The 18,735-nt window shown below is 71.9% G+C and carries 21 protein-coding genes and 1 pseudogene; 18 read left to right on the top strand and 4 right to left on the bottom strand.

Going from position 1 to position 18,735, the window contains the following annotated elements:
* Nucleotides 1-190: 190 nt before the first annotated feature.
* Nucleotides 191-517 carry a hypothetical protein gene (locus ACLGIH_RS11930; RefSeq protein WP_416525224.1) on the bottom strand — a complete coding sequence of 109 codons (327 nt, stop codon included), beginning with the start codon at nucleotides 515-517 and terminating at the stop codon, nucleotides 191-193.
* A 510-nt stretch (nucleotides 518-1,027) separates the two neighbouring features.
* Here ACLGIH_RS11930 and ACLGIH_RS11925 point away from each other — a divergent pair.
* The 15 genes from ACLGIH_RS11925 (at nucleotide 1,028) to ACLGIH_RS11855 (ending at nucleotide 12,982) form a co-directional block, all read left to right on the top strand.
* Nucleotides 1,028-1,891 carry a hypothetical protein gene (locus tag ACLGIH_RS11925; protein ID WP_416529349.1) on the top strand — a complete coding sequence of 288 codons (864 nt, stop codon included), beginning with the start codon at nucleotides 1,028-1,030 and terminating at the stop codon, nucleotides 1,889-1,891.
* A gap of 88 nt (nucleotides 1,892-1,979) precedes the next feature.
* Complete coding sequence (gene cpaB, locus ACLGIH_RS11920) at nucleotides 1,980-2,687, top strand: Flp pilus assembly protein CpaB (protein WP_416525223.1); 708 nt, start codon at nucleotides 1,980-1,982, stop codon at nucleotides 2,685-2,687.
* Between the two features lie 9 nt (nucleotides 2,688-2,696).
* Nucleotides 2,697-3,950, top strand: a complete 1,254-nt coding sequence (locus ACLGIH_RS11915) for a CpaE/TadZ family protein (protein ID WP_416525222.1) — start codon at nucleotides 2,697-2,699, stop codon at nucleotides 3,948-3,950.
* Complete coding sequence (locus ACLGIH_RS11910) at nucleotides 3,947-4,336, top strand: pilus assembly protein (protein ID WP_416525221.1); 390 nt, start codon at nucleotides 3,947-3,949, stop codon at nucleotides 4,334-4,336. Before ACLGIH_RS11915 ends, ACLGIH_RS11910 begins: the two co-directional genes overlap by 4 nt.
* A 1-nt stretch (nucleotide 4,337) precedes the next feature.
* Nucleotides 4,338-4,700 carry a TadE/TadG family type IV pilus assembly protein gene (locus ACLGIH_RS11905; protein WP_416525220.1) on the top strand — a complete coding sequence of 121 codons (363 nt, stop codon included), beginning with the start codon at nucleotides 4,338-4,340 and terminating at the stop codon, nucleotides 4,698-4,700.
* A gap of 70 nt (nucleotides 4,701-4,770) precedes the next feature.
* Nucleotides 4,771-6,111: a TadA family conjugal transfer-associated ATPase gene (locus ACLGIH_RS11900; protein WP_416525219.1), complete on the top strand. Its 1,341-nt coding sequence runs from the start codon at nucleotides 4,771-4,773 to the stop codon at nucleotides 6,109-6,111.
* A 35-nt stretch (nucleotides 6,112-6,146) separates the two neighbouring features.
* On the top strand, nucleotides 6,147-7,091 hold the full coding sequence (locus ACLGIH_RS11895) for a type II secretion system F family protein (RefSeq protein WP_416529348.1): 945 nt from the start codon (nucleotides 6,147-6,149) through the stop codon (nucleotides 7,089-7,091).
* A gap of 11 nt (nucleotides 7,092-7,102) precedes the next feature.
* Nucleotides 7,103-7,990 carry a DUF5936 domain-containing protein gene (locus ACLGIH_RS11890; RefSeq protein ID WP_416525218.1) on the top strand — a complete coding sequence of 296 codons (888 nt, stop codon included), beginning with the start codon at nucleotides 7,103-7,105 and terminating at the stop codon, nucleotides 7,988-7,990.
* A gap of 18 nt (nucleotides 7,991-8,008) precedes the next feature.
* A complete protein-coding gene (locus ACLGIH_RS11885; RefSeq protein ID WP_416525217.1) occupies nucleotides 8,009-9,427 on the top strand; it encodes a sensor histidine kinase in 1,419 nt (472 codons plus the stop codon).
* The gene (locus ACLGIH_RS11880) at nucleotides 9,424-10,239 is read left to right on the top strand and encodes a response regulator (protein WP_416525216.1); all 816 of its coding nucleotides are present in this window, start codon (nucleotides 9,424-9,426) and stop codon (nucleotides 10,237-10,239) included. Before ACLGIH_RS11885 ends, ACLGIH_RS11880 begins: the two co-directional genes overlap by 4 nt.
* Nucleotides 10,240-10,387: 148 nt before the next feature.
* Nucleotides 10,388-10,582 carry a Flp family type IVb pilin gene (locus ACLGIH_RS11875; RefSeq protein WP_416525215.1) on the top strand — a complete coding sequence of 65 codons (195 nt, stop codon included), beginning with the start codon at nucleotides 10,388-10,390 and terminating at the stop codon, nucleotides 10,580-10,582.
* Nucleotides 10,579-11,175 carry a pilus assembly protein TadG-related protein gene (locus ACLGIH_RS11870; RefSeq protein WP_416529347.1) on the top strand — a complete coding sequence of 199 codons (597 nt, stop codon included), beginning with the start codon at nucleotides 10,579-10,581 and terminating at the stop codon, nucleotides 11,173-11,175. Before ACLGIH_RS11875 ends, ACLGIH_RS11870 begins: the two co-directional genes overlap by 4 nt.
* Nucleotides 11,176-11,208: 33 nt before the next feature.
* Nucleotides 11,209-11,784: a hypothetical protein gene (locus ACLGIH_RS11865; protein ID WP_416525214.1), complete on the top strand. Its 576-nt coding sequence runs from the start codon at nucleotides 11,209-11,211 to the stop codon at nucleotides 11,782-11,784.
* Nucleotides 11,785-11,792: 8 nt separating this feature from the next.
* A complete protein-coding gene (locus tag ACLGIH_RS11860; RefSeq protein WP_416529346.1) occupies nucleotides 11,793-12,422 on the top strand; it encodes an OmpA family protein in 630 nt (209 codons plus the stop codon).
* A 2-nt stretch (nucleotides 12,423-12,424) separates the two neighbouring features.
* On the top strand, nucleotides 12,425-12,982 hold the full coding sequence (locus ACLGIH_RS11855) for a hypothetical protein (RefSeq protein ID WP_416525213.1): 558 nt from the start codon (nucleotides 12,425-12,427) through the stop codon (nucleotides 12,980-12,982).
* Nucleotides 12,983-12,984: 2 nt separating this feature from the next.
* On the opposite strand, the gene ACLGIH_RS11850 is transcribed toward ACLGIH_RS11855, so the two are convergent.
* On the bottom strand, nucleotides 12,985-13,470 hold the full coding sequence (locus ACLGIH_RS11850) for a hypothetical protein (RefSeq protein ID WP_416525212.1): 486 nt from the start codon (nucleotides 13,468-13,470) through the stop codon (nucleotides 12,985-12,987).
* Between the two features lie 76 nt (nucleotides 13,471-13,546).
* A complete protein-coding gene (locus ACLGIH_RS11845; RefSeq protein WP_416525211.1) occupies nucleotides 13,547-13,951 on the bottom strand; it encodes a DUF192 domain-containing protein in 405 nt (134 codons plus the stop codon).
* A gap of 232 nt (nucleotides 13,952-14,183) precedes the next feature.
* On the opposite strand from ACLGIH_RS11845, the gene ACLGIH_RS11840 reads away from it, so the two are divergent.
* Together ACLGIH_RS11840 and ACLGIH_RS11835 are read left to right on the top strand one after the other, a co-directional pair.
* Nucleotides 14,184-15,068 carry an LLM class flavin-dependent oxidoreductase gene (locus ACLGIH_RS11840; protein ID WP_416525210.1) on the top strand — a complete coding sequence of 295 codons (885 nt, stop codon included), beginning with the start codon at nucleotides 14,184-14,186 and terminating at the stop codon, nucleotides 15,066-15,068.
* A gap of 67 nt (nucleotides 15,069-15,135) precedes the next feature.
* The gene (locus tag ACLGIH_RS11835; RefSeq protein ID WP_416525209.1) at nucleotides 15,136-15,942 is read left to right on the top strand and encodes a class I SAM-dependent methyltransferase; all 807 of its coding nucleotides are present in this window, start codon (nucleotides 15,136-15,138) and stop codon (nucleotides 15,940-15,942) included.
* Nucleotides 15,943-15,954: 12 nt separating this feature from the next.
* Here ACLGIH_RS11835 and ACLGIH_RS11830 read toward each other — a convergent pair.
* Nucleotides 15,955-16,182: pseudogene (locus tag ACLGIH_RS11830) on the bottom strand (DNA glycosylase AlkZ-like family protein); the annotation flags it as partial.
* Nucleotides 16,183-17,274: 1,092 nt separating this feature from the next.
* Between ACLGIH_RS11830 and ACLGIH_RS11825 the strand changes: the two are divergent.
* Nucleotides 17,275-18,600 carry a PhoH family protein gene (locus ACLGIH_RS11825; RefSeq protein ID WP_416525208.1) on the top strand — a complete coding sequence of 442 codons (1,326 nt, stop codon included), beginning with the start codon at nucleotides 17,275-17,277 and terminating at the stop codon, nucleotides 18,598-18,600.
* The last annotated feature ends 135 nt before the right edge of the window (nucleotides 18,601-18,735 follow it).

The following is an 18,735-nucleotide window of genomic DNA, read 5'->3' as shown; positions in this document are numbered from 1 at the left end:
CACGTTTGCGTCAAGGGTTGTGACGTCGACGAACGAACTGGCGATCTCTCGAGAGCGGGACGTCGTGTGTGTATTCTTTTCCATGGCACGTCCCGCGCGGGTCCTGAACTGTGAAGACGCGCAGGTTCAGGTGGCGGAGGACGGCTCCTTGGTGGCTGTTGCGGTTCGCCTCTCGAGTCAAAGCTAATGATCAAGTGGTGAACTGAGCGATCTCGTCTGCCCCGCACGGGCCGTACGTCAGTCCGGACGGGTCCTCGCCTCTGCCGCGCGCATCCGCTATCGCCGCATCGCCGCAAGAAGGGCCGAGCCTTCGCCGCCCGCACGGCACATCGCTGCGCAGGACCTGGCCGGTGACGAAGCAGCGCTTTGGGAGGGGAGCCAGGTTCACCCGGCGCCGGCGCTGATCGAGGGCCTTCCACAGGGCGAAATCCACCGCTGCTTCCTGTCGGGCTGGGGCGTCCGCGCCCATAGCTCCACCGATCTGCCGTTCGAAATCGCCTTCTGCTTCCGCTGTCACGCTGCTCACACCTGGGGGCCGGACCTGGCCATCGAGCACCGGGGAGACACCTTCGACCCCGACGGTCCCGCCGCCGTCGAACCACTCCGCCGATTCCGTTCCTGCGCGACCGGCTGACGGCACGCCCTTCGCTGCGTGACGCTCGCTGCAGCCTGCGTGCAGGGCTCGCAATCGTGGGAATCCCAGAGCTGTCCAGGCGTCTGCACCTCCTTGGCCGTCCGGCCCTTGCTGTCGACGCGGGGGCTTCGGCGGTGTTCCGGACACTCGCGGCCTCGCCTGCGTTGCCGAGCAAGATGCTCAACCTGTCCCGTTTTGCCGCGACTTGTGGAACACAAGTTGTTCCACAGCTGCGGAAACGCTGTTCTCCGGTCACAGACGCGTGGATACAGTGCTCGGGTAGTCACGCTGTGAAGTCGTCGGGATGTGCCGGAGTGATGCCGGCCCGTCCGTGGGGCCTGGGGAGACGGGGAGCCGCGCGTGTCAACTGCCATCGCCGTGACCAGCGCCGACATGGCGCTGCCGCCGCTGGACGAACGGACCATGCCCGCGGTCGTGCTCCAGGACGTCGACCGGCGGCCCCTGGCGCAGGTGCTGGCCGAGGTGCAGGCGCTGGTCGACCAGCACGGGCACCTGATCGTCGTGTGCTCGCAGGCCGCCCCGCCCGGTGTGGAGCGGCGGCTGTACACCGTCCGGTCGCTGCTGGAGAGCGACCGCATCGCCCTGTTCCGGCCGTCGCTGCCCCCGCTCGCCGTCGCCGTCCTCGCCCGCCAGCTGCGGCAGCTCGCCTCCTGCGACCTCGGCCCCGGCGTGCTGGCCTCGGCCGGCCGGCTGCTCACCCACTACGTGCACGCCGGCGGGCTGCTCGGTTCCGTCGCCCGGCTCGACCGGGTCCCCGTCGGGCTGAAGTCGCACGCCAAGTCCTGGATGCCGGGCAGTCAGTTCGGGGTGCTCGCCCATCCCGAGCCGCAGCTCGTGCGGATGGGGCCGGAGGCCGCCCTGCCCGGCCCGGAGTTCGGTACCTGGATGCTGGTGGCCAAGGGCCAGCTCCAGTCCGACTGGGTCACCGGGACCCTCGCGCCGTCATGGAACGTGACGGGGCTGCGGGAGAGCCCGCTGCCCGCCGAGTCGGCCCGGTGGTGGGGGACCGGGAAGCTGGTCGAGTTCTGCTCCTTCCTGCCCGACCTGTCCGTCCTCTACCAACTGGTCGCCTCGGTACGGCAGAACAGCTGCCACTGGTGCGGCATCGCCGTCATCGGCGACCGGTGCGTGTTCTGCTCCGCGACCCCGCCCCCCGTCCACGACGACCGGCACCAGCTGAGCCGGGCGCCCGCCCGCGCCCTCCGGTACGACGAGAGACGCATGCTCACCGGGTGAGCGGGGGCCGGAACCCGAGCCGGCGTCCGCCCCCGCCCCGATATCCGACCGCGCACGACCGACACCCCCCAACGAGGTTCTTCGGCCCATGAACTCCCGTCAGCGCCGCGGCGTGATCCTCCTGATCCTGTCCGTCGTCTGCGCCCTGGGCGCCTTCGCCGGTGTGCTGTCCGTCATCAACGACGTGAAGTCGAAGGTCGGGCCGGAGGTGACCGCCTATCGGGTCAAGTCCGAGGTCAAGCCCTACACGGCGCTCAGTGCGGGTCAGTTCGAGAAGGTGCGGATGCCCGAGCGCTGGCTCTCCGAGAACGCGGTCACCGATCTCTCCCGCATCCGCGGCAAGATCGCCGTGACGACGTTGAAGGAGGGCTCGCTGCTGCAGAGCGACATGATCGTCGACCAGCCCGCCCTGCGGCCCGGGCAGCAGGAGGTCGCCATCATGATCGACGCGGCGACCGGCGTGGCCGGCAAGATCACGCCCGGTTCCGCCGTCAACGTGTACGCCACCTTCGAGGGCGAGCGCGAGGGCGACCCCGACCAGTCCAAGATCATCGTGACCAACGCCAGGGTCCTCGACGTCGGCGACCTCACCGCACTGGAGCCCGACCGCGGCAGCCGCGACCGGCAGCCCACCGAAGCCGTCCCGATCACCTTCGCCCTGTCCACCCTCGACGCCCAGCGCCTCACCTACGCCGAGTCCTTCGCCGAGCGGGTCCGGCTCGCGCTGGTGGCACCCGGCGGCGACACCGCGGTCTCCGACGAGGACCGGACGTACGAACTCGCCAAGGACAAGTGAGAGGCCCGCATGCCCACGAGGATCCTCCCGGCGGTCGGTGACGCGGACGCGGCCCGGTCCATCACGACGCTGCTCAGCCAGCTCCCGGACGCCGAACCGGTGGCCCCGGTCACCGACTCCACCCAGCTCGTCGACACCCTCGCCCGGCTCGCCGCCGAGTCGGTCGACGAACTGCCCGAGGTCGTCGTCGTCCACGAGCGGATCGGCCCGGTCCCGGCCCTGGAACTGATCCGCGAGGTCGCCCTGCGCTTCCCGGCCGTCGGCGTCATCCTCGTCACCTCGGACGCCGGACCCGGCCTGTTCCAGGCCGCCATGGACTACGGCGCCCGCGGCCTGGTCGCCCAGCCGCTCAGCTACGAGGAACTCGCCAGCCGCGTCCAGGCGGTCGCCCAGTGGTCGGTCGGCGTACGCCGGCACCTGGGCAGCGGCGGCGACGTGTTCACCGGCGCCGGCGGCACCGTCGTCACCGTCAGCGGCGCCAAGGGCGGTGTGGGCGCCACCGTCACCGCGATCCAGCTCGCCCTCGCCGCCCAGGCCTCCGGCCGCCCCGCGGCCCTGCTCGACATGGACCTCCAGGCCGGTGACATCGCCTCCTACCTGGACGTCCAGTTCCGCCGCTCGGTCGCCGACCTGGCCACCATCACCGACATCTCCCCCCGCGTCCTGGCCGACGCCGTCTTCCGGCACGACACCGGCGTCGCCCTGCTCCTCGCCCCCGCCGAGGGCGAACGCGGCGAGGACGTCACCGACCGCGCCGCCCGCCAGATCATCAGCGCCCTGCGCTCCCGCTACGAGGTCGTCGTCGTCGACTGCGGCGCCCAGCTCGGCGGGGCCGGCGCGGCGGCCGTCGAGATGGCCGACACCGCGCTGCTGGTCACCACCCCGGACGTGGTCGCCGTGCGGGGCGCCAAGCGCGCGGTGCGGATGTGGGACCGGCTCCAGATCCGCAAGGCCGAGGAGACCACCGTCGTCGTCAACCGGCATACCCGGGGCACGGAGATCCAGCCCGTGCTCATCCAGCGGATCACCGGCACCGCGGTCGCCGCCACCACCGTCCCCGCGGCCTTCAAGGAACTCCAGGGCGCCGTCGACGCCGGCCGCCTGCACGAGCTGGAGAACAAGAGCACCGTGAAGCAGGCGCTGTGGGGCCTCGCCGGTGAACTCGGCCTGGTCAAGGCATCCGGGGGCGCCCACAAGGCCGGCCGGCTCCGCGGGGACCGCGCCTCGGTGAGCCTCCGGCGGCGCAGGGAGGGCGGGGGATGAGCCCCTTGCGCGGCGGAGGCGGGGACCGGGGCCAGGTCACCATCGAGTTCCTCGGCATGATCCCGACGATCATCGCCACGCTGGTGGTGCTGTGGCAGCTCGTGCTCGTGGGATACACGTTCACGCTCGCGGGTAATGCTGCCGACGAGGCCGTACGGGCGGGCACGGCGGCGAGCCCGGGGGAGCGGCAGGGCGCCTGCCGGGCGGCCGGCCTGGAGAAGCTGCCGGGCGCCTGGGAGGGGGACGCCGACGTGGACTGCGGCACCGCCGGCGGCTATGTCACGGCCGACGTGACGCTCCGGGTCCCCGTCCTCTTCCCGGGCACGGTCGGCTTCCCGCTCGACGTGCACGGCCACGCGGGCGCGGTCGAGGAGGAGAGGGACTGAGATGCCGTACTCGCCGAGCGGGCGCAGCAGGGACCGGGGGCAGGCCGCCATCGAGTACCTCGGTTTCCTGCCGGTCCTGGTCCTCGTCGCCCTGGCCGCCGTACAGCTCGGCCTGGTCGCCTACACCGCCCAGCAGGCGGGCACCGCCGCGCGGGCCGGCGCCCGCAGCGCCTCGCTCGACGAGAGCGCCCAGGCGGCGTGCGCGGCGGCCGTCAGCGGCTGGCTGGCCGACGGCACCGACTGCCCGGAGGCGTACGGCGGCGACGAGGTGACGGTCACCGCCAGCGTCGACATCCCGTCCGTCGTCCCGGGCTGGGACTTCGGGGACGCCACCAGGACCGCGACCATGCCGCTCGACCGATGACAGAGCCCGCGACCGAGCCCGTGACCGAGTACGTGACCGAGTACGTGACCGAGTACGAGGAGCCGGACGCATGAGCCTGCGCGCACGCATCCACTCGCCCGAGGAGCACGCCGGCCGGGGCGAGGACGGCCACCTGGTCGCCTCGTACCGCACCAAGCTCCTGGAGGAGATCGACCTCGCGGAGATGAGCGGGCTGGCCGCCGCCGAGCGCCGCGCCCGGCTGGAGCGCGTGCTCGGCCACATCATCAGCCGCGAAGGACCGGTCCTGTCCACCGTCGAGCGCTCCCAGCTGATCCGCCGGGTCGTCGACGAGGCCCTCGGCCTCGGCATCCTGGAACCCCTGCTGGAGGACGCCTCGATCACGGAGATCATGGTCAACGGCCCGGACGCCATCTTCGTCGAGCGCGGCGGACGGGTGGAGCAGCTCCCGCTCCGCTTCGCCTCCCACGACCAGCTGATGCAGACCATCGAGCGCATCGTCTCCACGGTCAACCGGCGCGTCGACGAGTCCAACCCGATGGTCGACGCCCGCCTGCCGTCCGGCGAGCGCGTCAACGTCATCATCCCGCCGCTGTCCCTGACCGGCGCCACGCTCACCATCCGCCGCTTCCCGCGCTCCTTCACGCTCCAGGAACTGGTCGGCCTCGGCTCGCTCGACGAGCACATGGTGTACCTGCTCGCGGGGCTGGTGCAGGCCAGGTTCAACATCATCGTCTCGGGCGCGACCGGCACCGGAAAGACCACCCTGCTCAACGCGCTCTCCGGCCTCATCCCCGAGTCCGAACGCATCATCACCATCGAGGACTCCGCGGAACTCCAGCTCCAGCAGAGCCACGTCATCCGCCTGGAGTCCCGCCCGCCGAACGTCGAGGGCCAGGGCCGGGTGACGATCCGCGACCTGGTCCGCAACTCGCTGCGCATGCGCCCCGACCGCATCGTCGTCGGCGAGGTCCGCGGCGGCGAGTCCCTCGACATGCTCCAGGCGATGTCCACCGGCCACGACGGCTCGCTCGCCACCGTCCACGCCAACAGCGCCGAGGACGCCCTGATGCGCCTGCAGACCCTGGCCTCCATGTCCGACGTCGAGGTGCCCTTCGTCGCGCTCCACGACCAGATCAACAGCGCCGTCGACGTCATCGTGCAGCTCACCCGGTTCGCCGACGGCGCCCGCCGCATCACCGAGATCGCCCTGCTGACCAGCCACGGCGGCGAGCCCTACCGCCTGAACACGGTGGCCCGCTTCCACGCGCAGCCCATGACCCCGGACGGCCGGATCCACGGCGCCTTCGAGCACCACCCCCTCCCGCGCCGCACCGCCGACCGCCTCTACATGGCGAGCCAGCCCGTCCCCCAGGCGTTCGGCGTCGCCCACAGCGCGACCCAGCTCGCCACCCGAGAAGCAGGCAGGTAGGTACCGACCGCATGGAACCGGAACCCACGGCAGCGATGGAACTGCCCACCCTCGTCACCCTCACCACCGGCATCACGCTGCTGACCTGCGCCCTGGCCGTGGCGGGCCTGCACTCCTACGCGGCCGGCCGCGCCCAGCGACAGGCCCTCGTCGACCGCCTCTCCGCCGCCGGCCACGCCCCGCTCACCGGCCGCCGGCGACACTTCCCGAACCTCGACCGGCGGCTGCGCCGCACCCGCCTCGGCCGCAGCCTCGAACTGCGGCTGTCCGCCACCGGCCTGGACATCACCCCCGGCGAGTTCACCGTCTACATGCTCGCCGGGGTCGCGGGCCTGTGGCTGACCGGCCACGCGGCCCTCGCCCCCTTCTTCGGGCCGCTCGCCGGCCTGCTGGGGATCTGGCTGGCGGTGCAGTTCCTCAACTGGCAGCGCCAGAAACGCATCGAGAGATTCATCAGCCAACTGCCCGAGCTGGCCCGCATCCTGGCCAACGCCACCCAGGCCGGACTCGCCCTGCGCACCGCCATCGGCATGGCCGCGGAGGAGCTGGAGGCCCCGGCCGGCCAGGAACTGGGCAAGGTGGCGGCACAGCTGGCGGTCGGCGCGTCCCTGGACGAGGCGCTCGGCGAACTCGCCGACCGCCTCCCCTCCCGCGAGCTGGTCGTCCTGGTCACCACGCTGGTCCTCTCCAACCGCGCGGGCGGCCAGGTGGTCAGCGCGCTGCGCAACCTGACGGAGACCCTGGAGGAGCGCAAGGAGACCCGGCGCGAGATCCGCACCCAGCTCTCCCAGGTGAACATGACGTCGTACGCCGTCCCCGTCCTCGGCATCGGCTCCCTGCTGCTGATGAACGGAGTGAAGGACGGCGCCCTGGAGCGCATGACGGGCTCCCCGGCCGGCCAGGCGGCGGTGATCGTCGCCTTCGCCCTCTACGTGGTCGGCTTCGTCCTCATCCGCCGGATGTCCCGGATCGACGTGTAGAGGGGGAGCCGATGGGACTTCTGCTGGCCCTGCTGATGGGCCTCGCCGTCTGGGGCGTCTTCGCCGGCATCCGCATGTACCGCGCGGAGGCGAAACTCCCCGGGGACCTGCTGCTCGCCCTGGAGGTCGGCGCCACCCGCACCGGCGCCGTCGACTCGCTGATCGACCGCCTGGGCATGCGCTACGCCCCCGCCGTCCTGCGCCTGATGGGCCCGCGGCAGGTCGCCAGGTACCGCCGCCGGATCGACCTCGCGGGCAACCCGGGCGGCCTGACCCTCGACCGCTACGCGGCCCGCCGGGCGGTCTACGGCTTCCTGGGCGCGGTCGGCTTCCTCGTCTTCCTGCTCCGCGGCCAGTACCTGGTGGCGCTGCTCCTGCTGGCCTTCGGCGCCTTCTGGACGGAGGTCGGCATCTGGTCGGCGATCCGGGTCCGCAAGGACGAGATCGAGCGCACGCTCCCCGACTTCCTGGACGTCCTCGCGGTCGTGGTCAGCGCGGGCCTCGGCTTCCGCCAGGCCCTGGACCGGGTGGCAAGCCGTTACGAGGGGCCCTGGGCGGACGAACTGCGCATCACGCTCCGCCAGATGGACCTCGGCATGAGCCGCCGCCAGGCCTTCGCGGAACTGCGCCGCCGCAACGACTCCGAACAGGTGGCGATGTTCGTCACGGCCCTGCAGCAGGGCGAGGAACTGGGCGCCCCGATCGTCGACACGCTGGTCTCCCTGGCCAAGGACATGCGCCGCACGGACGCCCAGAACGCCCGGCGCAAGGCGGCGCGGGCGGTGCCCAAGGCGACGTTGATGATCACCACGTTCATGGTGCCGGCCACGATGATCCTGCTCGGCGCCGGCCTGATCCTCGGCTCGGGGACGGACTTCGGGACGATCACCGGTGAGTAGGTGGGGTGGGTGAAGGCGATGGCTGCGACCGAGGTGACGGGCATCCGGCCGGCGGCGCGACGGAGCGCCCTGCGGCGCCGGGCCCGGCAGCACCGGCCGACGCAGGACCCGAGACCCGGCGACGACGCCCGAGCGGACGTACCGGGCCCCTCGGCGACGGCTGCCGGCTACCGGCTGGACCAGCGGCCCGCCCCCGCCGCCCCCGCGGCTCCGGCCGCTCCGGCGATGGCGCTCCAGGTGAACGCCCTCCAGGCCCTGTGCCGCCAGGTCTTCGGCTTCCGGCTGGCGATGATCGCCGTGGCGGCCCCCGCCGCGCTCCTCAACGCCAACCCCGGCCTGGGCGCCCGTCTGGTCGGCGCCGCGGTGGTCGTCACGTTCATGGGCTCGTACCTGCTCTTCCGCGACTGGGAACGCTTCGGCCCTCTCCTGCTGCGCCACCCCACCCTCCTGGCGGTGGACACCCTGTTCGGCGCCCTGCTCCTCGTCTCGGCGGGCCCGGAGGCGCCGTTGGCGTACGTCAGCCTCTGCACCCCGCTGCTGGCGGGCCTGGTCTACAGCTGGCGCGGAGCGGCGATCTTCGCCTCCCTCCAGTCCCTGATCCTTCTCCTGGTCCACGCGGCACTGGAGCAGCCGAACCCGTCCGTCGCGGAGATGTCCCTGCTGCCCGGTCTCTGCGTCATCGCGGGCGCGGTCGGTTCCAGCCTGCGCAACCTTCTCCTCCGCTTCGGCAGCGCCACCGAGGCCCTGACGGCGGTGCGGGCCCGCCTGGCCGTCACCGAGGCGGTGAGCGCCGAACGCGCCCGCCTGGCCCGCGAGCTGCACGACTCGGTGGCCAAGACCCTGCACGGCGTGGCCCTGGCCGCGGACGGCCTCGCCGCCTCGGCGGGCGCCGACCGCACGGACCCGGCGCGGGTACGGCGGCAGGCGGAACTCATCGCCCGTTCGGCCCGCAGGGCGGCGGCCGAGTCCCGCGAACTCCTGGCGGACCTGCGCCACGAGCCGGCCCCGGGGCAGGCCACGGACGTACTGGCGGAACTGCGCGCACACACGGAGCAGTTCGGCATCCGCACAGGCGTCCGCACGACCTACGAGGCCCTGCCGGCCCCGGCCCCCACGGTCCCTCCCGCGGTGGCCCGCCACCTCCTCTCCATCGCCGGAGAGGCGATGGAGAACGCACACCGCCACGCGTCCCCGACCCGTGTCGAGGTACGGGCGGGCTTCGACGGCGACCTGCTGAGCATCAGCGTGTACGACGACGGCACCGGCCTGCCGCCGGACCTGACCCTCGAAGACCTGCGCAGCTCGGGCCACTTCGGCCTGGTCGGCATGGCCGAACGCGCGGCGTCGCTGGGCGCCCGCCTCCGCATCGGCCGGGGCGACCACCCGAGGGGGACGGAGGTCCGCCTGGACCTGCGGTTGACGGGAGGGGAAACGTGAACGCGAACGGGACCGGTGAGCGCGCGATCCCGCCCCACGTACCGCAATCCCCACCACTGCGGTTGATCGTGGCCGACGACAACCCGGTCGTCCGGGCCGGACTCACCGCGCTGCTGTCGGACCGCGAGGACATCACCGTCGTGGCCGAGGCGGCGGACGGCCGCCAGGCCTGCGAAGCCGCCCGGCTGCACCGGCCCGACCTCGTCCTGCTGGACGTCCGCATGCCCGGGGTGGACGGCATCTCGGCCCTCCCGTACCTGGTCCGGATCGCCCCGGTGATGATGCTGACGTACAGCGGGGAGTCGGAGATCGTCCAGGAGGCCCTGCGGCTGGGGGCGGGCGGCTACCTGGTGCACGGCGAGTTCACGGCGGAGCAGCTGGTGACGGCGGTACGGGACATCACGCGGGGCAGGACGCATGTCACGCCGACGGCGGCGGGCGCGCTGCTGGCCCAGCTCCGGGAGAGTAGCGGACGGAGTGCGACTGCACACGAGTTTCGCCCTGAACGCCCCCTAAATTCTGGGGTTAACGCCATCCCCCTTTCACAAGTGCAACCACCTGTGGGACAGTCGTCGGAACGGGCAGACAGGCCGCGGGTGGGATTCGGGCTCAGCGTGAGGGAGGCGGAGATCATGGACCTCATCGCATCCGGCATGACCAACCAGCAGATCGCCGCGGCGTGCTTCATCAGCGAGAAGACGGTCAAGAACCACATCAACCGGATCTTCGCCAAGCTCCACAGCACCAGCCGCTCCGAGGCCGCCGCCAAGTGGCTGGGCACGGCACCGGATTCCCGACGAGGCCTGGAGTGACCCGTGGTGATCAATGGGGGGACGAACAAGCGACGTGGGGCCGCGGATTGGGCCCGGGATTGGGCCCTGGGGCCCTCGATGAGGCGACCGGCCGGGCCGTACCGTCCTGCCGACGACACCGCCACCGCCCACCCGGGAGGAACCCCCCATGTCCAACTGGCTGACCACCGCCCTCACCCGCCTGCACACCCGCGCCGCCCACGACGACAGGGGCCAGACGGCGGTGGAGTACCTGGGAATCATCGCGGTCGTGGTGGCGATCGTACTGGCCATCACGGGGACGGACATCGGGCAGTCGATCTACGACGCGATCACTCAAAAGATCGCCGAGGTCACGGGCTGACGCGCTACCGCCGTTGCGACGACGGAGGGCAGGCCTTCCCCATCTACATCACGGTGGTGGGGGGCCTGCTTCTTCTTGCGTTCGCGTATTTTGCGGTCGGCCAAGCAGGGGCGAATCGGAACGGGGCTCAGACAGCAGCTGACGCGGCAGCACTCGCGGCTGCTCAGGACTTGCGAGATCAACTCGCCGACAAATGGGTCGCGGACATGCTCACTCCGGCGAAGTGGCAGGACATCTTCGACGGTAGAGCAACGGAGTTGGAGCCCTCATGCCGGCGTGCTGATCAGCTGGCGGCGAGGAACGATGCCCGAGTGCTGGGTTGCACACCCGAAGGTCTCCTGGGTTTCAGGGTCGAGGTGCAAACGAACAGGCCGGTCGGCGATTCCATCGTCGACGGAACGGAGGACTGGAAATCGGTTGCGGAAGCCACTGCCGTGGTCGAGCCCCGTTGCACGTTCGAAGTCCCCGCCGAGGGCAACAGGGACACTTTGCCTCCACTCACTTGTGAGCATCGCGTCTGGGACCTGGACCCCGAGCAACTGGACGACATTCCCGAAGCTCACGATCTCTTCGACGTCCACTTGGCCGACTAGCAAGCGAATGATGAGGATGAAGGAAGCGGACTCATGAGCATTCGGATCACTACTCAGGTCAAAAGAGGGCTGGTGGCGTTGACCGTTGCGACGGGACTGGCTCTCGGTGTGGCCGGCTGCGGTGGTGGAGGTGACGAAGAGCCGGATGCTCGGACAAGCACCTCCTCCGACAGCGGGTCCAAGCCGAGTGCTCAGGAGGGACCGTCCGAGGAGACGTTGGCAGAACTGAAGGGCTCGAACGGGCTGCTGCTTCAGATCACCTCCGCTCAGCGGGACTCTGGCGGATTCGTCACGGTGAACGGCAATCTGAAGAATGACGCGGCGAAAGGCACGGTGGTCCCTGCCGCGCTGAGCGGCAACGAAACTGAGATCGTCAGGAACGGCAGGTCACTGGGTGGCGCCACGCTCGTCGACTCGAAGGGCAAGAAGCGCTACTACGTGCTGCGTGACACGGATGGCCGACCGCTCACGACGACTGGCTTCTCCACGATCAAGGCCGGTGACAGCGTGGCTGTATTCATGCAGTTTCCAGCTCCGCCGACGAGCACGACGGACGTCACCCTCCAACTGCCGACCTTCGCCAGCGCCACCATCACGATCTCCGGGTGAGCCTCACCATGACCGCGACCCCACGTCTCGCCCTGGTTCTCACCGCCGCCACAGTCATGGTCGTCACCCAGGTCCACGGCCCGGCGGCCGCCCACGCCGCCGACGGCCCCAGCGTCCCCCCCGGCACCGAAGCCACCGCCTCCGCCCCCGTGGACGTGGACCCCAACGACCCGGATCTGAAGCTTCCGGACGGGGCCACGCTCGCTCGGGCCAAGGTGCTGGACATCAAGTCGGTCGTCGAGGACCAGAGTGGTGACGAGCGCCGTGAGGACACCAACACGAAGGTGACCTTCGCCCTTCAGGCCGAGGTGCTGTTCGGCAAGGACAGCGCGAAGCTCAGTGGCGAGTCCAAGTCCCGTATCGCCGGAATCGCCGAGGAGATCAGGACCCAGGGCGCCACAAGAATCCGCGTCTTCGGCTTCACCGACAACCTCGGCTCCTCCGCCCACGGAGACGTCCTGTCGAAGCAGCGCGCCAACGCCGTACAGGAAGTCCTGGCCCGGGAACTGAACGACGCCGACATCACCTACGAGGTCCGCGGATACGGCGAGCAGTACCCGATCGCCGACAACTCCACGGAGTCCGGCCGCAAGAAGAACCGCCGGGTCGAGGTGTCGTTCCCGCGTACGGAGGACTGACCGTGGGCCCGGCACGGCGCGGCGGTCGCACGGCGGGCGGCCTCCTGCTCGCCGCACTGACCGCCCTCGCGGCGACCGGCTGCTCGGGCTCCGCCGGCCCCACCGGCGGCTCCGCGGCGAACGAACCCCCGCCGACGACGGCACCCGCCTCGACACAGCCCCCGCGCGCGGCGACCACCTCCCCCGAGTCGCCACCGTCGCCGCCACCGCCGGCCGCGGACGGACACGACGTCGGCGCCTGCGCGGACGGCGACTGCGAAGTCGCGGTGACCGAACCGGTGACCATCCGCTTCGAGGGACCAGGGGGCCGGGCGACCCTCTCCGTGACCGACGTCGGCCCGAACAAGGTGGAGTACACCGTGAAGTCGGGCAACGGCGAAGCCAGGGGCGGGGCGAGCGGACCGGGCAACGGCTGCGTCACCGCCCTGCGCGGCAACGGCAGCGGCACCACGTGCGGCGGCGTCGGCGCCGGCGCACCGAGCCCCCGGCCCGACGCCGTGGTGATCCAGATGTCGGCCGGCCCGGACGGTACGGCGATCCTCCACATCGTGTCGCCCTGACCTCACCGAACCCGCTTGGCGTAGGACCAGGTCACGGCGGTCCTCAGCAGCGGAATCGCGAGCAGCGGGGCGAAGGCGACGGCCCAGACGGTCTGCGCCGTACCGCTCGCCAGGTACGACTGGCTCTCGGTGGTGAACGCGACCACGATCTGCCACGACGCCACCAGGACCAGCACCGCCGACGCGGTCCACGCCAGTGCGGCGACCGCCCGAGGCCTGCGCGGCCGCCGGCGGTCGCCGACCAGCAGCAGCGGCAGCAGGGCCGCCGGCTCCGCCAGCACGGACAGGCCGACGACGTAGACGACACCCCAGCCCGGAATGCCGTAGACGTCGCGCAGTACCTGGCCGCTGTAGCCCACGTAGACCCCGCAGGCCATGGCGGTGCGCCACAACCCGGACGGCAGGGCGCACAGGGCGATGGCGTGCGCGGCCCGGCGGGCCCACACGGGCGCCGGTGCGTGCGGGGCCGGAACGGTGGTGGTGGTCATGACCGACATGCTGTCGCCCGGCGGCCCGGCCGCGCGTCGTCCGCCCCGGCGGAACACGTTCGCCCCCAGGAGGAGTTCACGCCCCTCGGACGGGGCCCTGAGCAGGACTCACGACCTGTACCCGCACCCCTGCCCGAACCCCCCAGCCCGCCATCGCCCCGGCCTCCGCCTCCAGCACATGCCGGGACCGCGGCCGAGGCAGCCCCAGCCGGCCCGGCCGCATCGTGCGCACGGCGATGACGGTGAGCCGTCGGTCGAGATACGCCACGTCGATGGGCATCCGCATCCGGAAGGTGTGCACGCTCGCGGCGGGCGTCAGCAGCAGCGCACCGTCGAGGCCGTCCCGCCCCAACAGGCCGCGGGTGCGCGCCCGGTAGGAGGCGGCGATCTCCAGCGGCACCCTGACGCCGGGTCGGCCCGGCCCCCCGTCCACGACCAGCGTTCCCCGCCCGTCCCGCCAGCGCCGCAGGCTCCGCCTCATGTCCGGCCCACCCCGTCGTCGTCCCCGCCGCCCGCATCCGGACCACCGGTAGTCCGGTACTCCGGTAGTCCGGAACTCCGGCTGTCCGGAACTGCGGGTGTCCGTACTCCCGCTGTCCGGTTCTCCGGTTCTCCGGCTCTCCGGCTCGACCGTACCGAGGTTCGCCGGCCGGCGGCCACGCCCCGGCCGTAATGCCGTTGTCCGTCCGCCCACGCTCGGGTAGGAAGGGCGCATGACCGTACTCGGCGCCGTCTTCCGCCCCCAGCTCGCCCCCGAACGGCTGCGCAGTGTCTGCCGGGTCGCCGACGAGTCGGGGCTCGAGGAGCTGTGGCTGTGGGAGGACTGCTTCCGGGAGGGCGGGATCTCCGCGGCCGGTGCCGCGCTCGCCTGGACCGAGCGGGTCCGGATCGGGGTCGGCCTGCTCCCGGTGCCGCTGCGGAACGTCGCCATCACCGCCATGGAGGCGGCCACGCTCCACCGGATGTTCCCCGGCCGCGCCGTCGTCGGCGTCGGCCACGGGGTGCAGGACTGGATGGGGCAGGTGGGGGCGCGGGTGGAATCGCCCGTGACATTGCTGCGGGAACATCTCGTCGCGCTGCGGGCGCTGTTGCGCGGAGAGCGCGTGACCACGAAGGGGCGGTACGTCGGACTCGACGACGTGGCCCTCGACTGGCCGCCGGACGGTGCCGTCGAGGTGCTCGCCGGTGCCACCGGCCCGCGCTCGCTGCGGCTCGCCGGGGAGGCGGCGGACGGGACGATCCTCACCGCGTCCACCCCGCCGGACGGTGTGCGGCAGGCCCGCCGGCTCATCGACGAGGGGCGCGCCGCCGCCGGGCGGACCGAGCCGCACCGGGTCGTCGTCTATCTCCTCACCGCCACCGGTCCCGGCGCCGAGCAGCGGCTGCGCGCCGAGCTGACCGCGGAGGGCGCCGGTTCGGTGCCCGGTCTCGGCGTCGCCGGGGACGCGGGCGCCGTCGCCGAGGCCGTGCGGCAGGTGGCCGCCGCCGGCGCCGACACGGTGGTCCTGCAGCCGACGGGGGACGAGCCCGATCCCGAGGGGTTCGTGCGCTTCGCGGCGGAGGAGGTCCGCCCGCTGGTGGACCGGCCCGCGCACTGACCGGAACGGGCCCGCCGCGCCCTGCGTCGGGTCCCGCTCCTCCCACCGACCCTGAGAGCATCGGGCCATGGCACAACAGTCACGACGACCGTCCCGCACCTTCGAAGCCCTCGTCGCCGAAGGCGCCTCCGTCCCGACCGAGGGCTGGGACTTCTCCTGGTTCGAGGGCCGGGCCAGCGAGGACCGGCCGTCCTGGGGGTACGCCCGGTCGATGGCCGGGCGGCTCGGCGTTGCCGATGCCGTACTGGACGTGCAGACCGGGGGAGGGGAGGTCCTGGACTTCGCGCTCGGCGTCGCCGGACGGGAGGCGCGGGCGCCCCGGCTCGTCGTCGCCACCGAGGGCTGGGCGCCGAACGTCGCCAAGGCCACCGGCCTGCTCCGGCCGCGCGGCGTCGCGGTCGTCGCCTCTCCGGAGGACGCGCCGCTGCCGTTCGCGGACGCCGCCTTCGACCTCGTCGTGAGCCGCCATCCCGTCGAGCCGCGGTGGGAGGAGATCGCGCGGGTGCTGGCGCCCGGCGGGACCTACTTCGCCCAGCACGTGGGACCGGCCAGCGTCTTCGAGCTCGTCGAGTACTTCCTCGGCCCCCAGCCCGAGGAGAACCGCACCGCCCGCCACCCCGACCGCGAGCGGGCCGCCGCCGAGGCCGCCGGTCTGGAGGTCGTCGACCTGCGCGCGGAACGGCTGCGGATGGAGTTCCACGACATCGGCGCCGTCGTCCACTTCCTGCGCAAGGTCGTCTGGATGGTGCCCGGCTTCACCGTCGAGGCGTACGAGCCCCGGCTGCGCGCGCTGCACGAGCGCATCGAGTCCGAGGGTCCCTTCGTCGCCCACAGCGCCCGCCAGCTCTTCGACGCCCGCAAACCCGCCGCCTAGGCCGTCACCGGCTCACGCGTGCGGGCCCACCGTCACCTCGCCCACCACCAGTTCCGCGGTCGCCTCCAGGATCTCGCCCACGCGTTCGGCCTGCGCGGCCAGCCCCCGCTCCTGCCGCGCGGTCAGGCGTCCGAGCGGCTCCACCGTCACCGTCGTCCGCCGGCCCCGCCGCCGCTGGTGCCAGACGCCCGCCACCACGCCGTCCACCAGCAGCAGCGGGAAGGTGCCGGCCTGGCCGCCGACAGCACCTGCGCATGCGCGGCCGGCATGGCACCGACCACATCGGCGACCGGCGTGCCTTCCGGAGCGGCCCGGGCCAGGAACTGCCGTTCGAACTGCCGCGCACTCGCCGCGGCCCAGCTGGTCCCCACCGTCGTCGTCATGGGGGTGACGGTACGACGGAAAGAGGCCAGGTCTTGTCCTGGTCCGCTGCCTGCCCCCGTCCCGCTCCGCCTTCCCTCTGTCCTGCTGCGTCGGCACTCGCGTACCGGTAGGCATGTCCTTGCACATGTTTTTCACATCGTTATCCGGCTCGGCTCGCTTCCACGGCACCCGGTCACGTAAGTTCGGACCAAGGTAATTCGCGTGAGCAAAGCTGCGCGGGCGGTACCGCGCAGTGGAGGGGGCTGCGCGGTGCCGCGGTCAAGCGGGCGTTCACCGTCGGGGTCACCCGGTGGAGGGATGCGTGGGCGCCGGGCCGTACCGACCGGGCGTGCGCGGAATCCTGCGGATCACCGCCCGAGTCACCCGATTCGCCGGGAATTCCGGCATCGTCCCGCCGGGAAACCGGGCTGAAGCGGGGATTCCGGGGCCAGCGTGGCGTCGCCGGATGAATTCGGAGAGTAGTTGTGGCGCGCCGATGCGCGCGGCAGCACTCACGAAGGGTTATGGTGGAAACCCCCCCTCGGGCCGGTCCGTCTCCCCCCCACGGACCGGCCCGTTTTTTCTGTCCCGGCGACGCCACGGGCATGCCGCCCTCTCGCTGGGCCTGCGCACGCCGAAGAAGGCCGTCGCCCCCTGACCGCACGTCACGAGGGACCGCACGTCACGAGGAGTTCACCGGCGCGCCGCCCGGTGGCGTGGCATGGCGGCGCGTGTTCGAGGGCATAACCCCACCAGGTCGATGCCCGAACCACGGGCGTCGGATCTCAGCGGGCGGCACGGGGCCGTCCGCCCGGGAGGCCCTTTGCACCAGCCCGCCCGTGCGGTCACGGCACGGAAGAAGCAGTGGAGGGCCGGTCACCGGCCCGTGCAAGGCGTGCATCGGAGCCGTCGACCGGTCCAGCTCAGCCTCGTCGCTCCCCGACCTCTAACGAGGGGGTACGTCCTTCCGTGGTGACCAGCGCACAGCGCCACAAGCCAGACCGGCGCACCTACGTTCTCGACACCAGCGTCCTGCTGTCCGACCCGAACGCCCTGAGCCGCTTCGACGAGCACGAGGTCGTGCTCCCCATCGTCGTGGTCACGGAGCTGGAGGCCAAGCGGCACCATCCCGAACTCGGCTACTTCGCCCGGCAGGCCCTGCGCCTGCTCGACGACTACCGGGTCCGGCACGGCCGCCTCGACGCCCCCATCCCGATCGGGGACCTCGGTGGAACGGTCCGGGTCGAGCTCAACCACTCGGACCCCAGCGTGCTGCCGACCGGCTACCGCCTGGGGGACAACGACTCCCGCATCCTCGCGGTCGCCCGCAACCTGCAGGCCGAGGGGTTCGACGTCACCGTCGTGTCGAAGGACCTCCCGCTGCGGATCAAGGCGTCCTCGGTCGGGCTCCTGGCCGAGGAGTACCGCGCGGAGCTGGCCATCACGGACGCCTCCGGCTGGACCGGAATGTCCGAACTGACCCTGCCCGGGGAGCAGGTGGACATCCTCTTCGAGGAGGGGCACGTCCACGTCCCCGAAGCCGTCGGCCTGCCCGTGCACACCGGCCTGACCATCCAGTCGGAGCGCGGCAACGCGCTCGGCAGGGTCACGGCCGAGGGCGACGTCCGTCTGGTGCGCGGCGACCGGGAGGCGTTCGGCATCAAGGGCCGCAGCGCCGAGCAGCGGATCGCGCTCGACCTGCTCCTCGACCCGGACGTCGGGATCGTGTCGATGGGCGGCCGGGCCGGCACCGGCAAGTCGGCGCTGGCGCTGTGCGCGGGCCTGGAAGCGGTGCTGGAGCGCCGGCAGCACCAGAAGGTGATGGTCTTCCGGCCGCTGTACGCGGTCGGCGGGCAGGAGCTCGGCTATCTGCCCGGCACCGAGGCCGAGAAGATGAGCCCCTGGGCGCAGGCCGTCTTCGACACGCTGTCGGCGGTCACCAGCCGCGAGGTCATCGAGGAGGTCACCGCCCGCGGCATGCTGGAGGTCCTGCCGCTCACCCACATCCGCGGCCGGTCGCTGCACGACGCGTTCGTCATCGTCGACGAGGCCCAGTCCCTGGAGCGGAACGTCCTGCTGACCGTGCTGTCCCGGATCGGGGCCGACTCACGGGTCGTACTCACCCATGACGTGGCACAGCGGGACAATCTCCGCGTCGGCCGCTACGACGGAGTCGTCGCCGTGGTCGAGAAGCTGAAGGGTCATCCGCTCTTCGCGCACGTGACGCTGACGCGGTCCGAGAGGTCCCAGATCGCTGCCCTTGTGACCGAAATGCTCGAAGACGGGCATCTTTGAGGGGTCGGGCCCAATAGGGGCCGGTTACGCGGCAGTTGGCGCCGCCCGGGAAAGGCGTAGAGCCTAGCCGGGCGGCGCCTTCGCGCGTGGGGCTTTCCGTGAATCCCCTGGGGCAAACGGGATGTGAGCTTTCAC

The sequence above is a fragment of the Streptomyces hamibioticus genome (genome assembly GCF_047946815.1).
In the GTDB taxonomy this organism is placed as follows: domain Bacteria; phylum Actinomycetota; class Actinomycetes; order Streptomycetales; family Streptomycetaceae; genus Streptomyces.
Note: the sequence above shows the minus strand (reverse complement) of the source record. Positions and strands in the feature narration are given on the sequence as shown.

Bases quoted from the DNA above. Each gene is read 5' to 3' on its own strand.
- ACLGIH_RS11845 (WP_416525211.1), bottom strand. From the start codon at position 13,951: ATGAGGCGGAGCCTGCGGCGCTGGCGGGACGGGCGGGGAACGCTGGTC.
- ACLGIH_RS11865 (WP_416525214.1), top strand. From the start codon at position 11,209: ATGAGCATTCGGATCACTACTCAGGTCAAAAGAGGGCTGGTGGCGTTG.
- ACLGIH_RS11840 (WP_416525210.1), top strand. From the start codon at position 14,184: ATGACCGTACTCGGCGCCGTCTTCCGCCCCCAGCTCGCCCCCGAACGG.
- ACLGIH_RS11895 (WP_416529348.1), top strand. From the start codon at position 6,147: ATGGAACTGCCCACCCTCGTCACCCTCACCACCGGCATCACGCTGCTG.
- ACLGIH_RS11875 (WP_416525215.1), top strand. From the start codon at position 10,388: ATGTCCAACTGGCTGACCACCGCCCTCACCCGCCTGCACACCCGCGCC.
- ACLGIH_RS11910 (WP_416525221.1), top strand. From the start codon at position 3,947: ATGAGCCCCTTGCGCGGCGGAGGCGGGGACCGGGGCCAGGTCACCATC.
- ACLGIH_RS11925 (WP_416529349.1), top strand. From the start codon at position 1,028: ATGGCGCTGCCGCCGCTGGACGAACGGACCATGCCCGCGGTCGTGCTC.
- cpaB (WP_416525223.1), top strand. From the start codon at position 1,980: ATGAACTCCCGTCAGCGCCGCGGCGTGATCCTCCTGATCCTGTCCGTC.
- ACLGIH_RS11835 (WP_416525209.1), top strand. From the start codon at position 15,136: ATGGCACAACAGTCACGACGACCGTCCCGCACCTTCGAAGCCCTCGTC.
- ACLGIH_RS11900 (WP_416525219.1), top strand. From the start codon at position 4,771: ATGAGCCTGCGCGCACGCATCCACTCGCCCGAGGAGCACGCCGGCCGG.
- ACLGIH_RS11915 (WP_416525222.1), top strand. From the start codon at position 2,697: ATGCCCACGAGGATCCTCCCGGCGGTCGGTGACGCGGACGCGGCCCGG.
- ACLGIH_RS11885 (WP_416525217.1), top strand. From the start codon at position 8,009: ATGGCTGCGACCGAGGTGACGGGCATCCGGCCGGCGGCGCGACGGAGC.
- ACLGIH_RS11850 (WP_416525212.1), bottom strand. From the start codon at position 13,470: ATGACCACCACCACCGTTCCGGCCCCGCACGCACCGGCGCCCGTGTGG.
- ACLGIH_RS11905 (WP_416525220.1), top strand. From the start codon at position 4,338: ATGCCGTACTCGCCGAGCGGGCGCAGCAGGGACCGGGGGCAGGCCGCC.
- ACLGIH_RS11860 (WP_416529346.1), top strand. From the start codon at position 11,793: ATGACCGCGACCCCACGTCTCGCCCTGGTTCTCACCGCCGCCACAGTC.
- ACLGIH_RS11890 (WP_416525218.1), top strand. From the start codon at position 7,103: ATGGGACTTCTGCTGGCCCTGCTGATGGGCCTCGCCGTCTGGGGCGTC.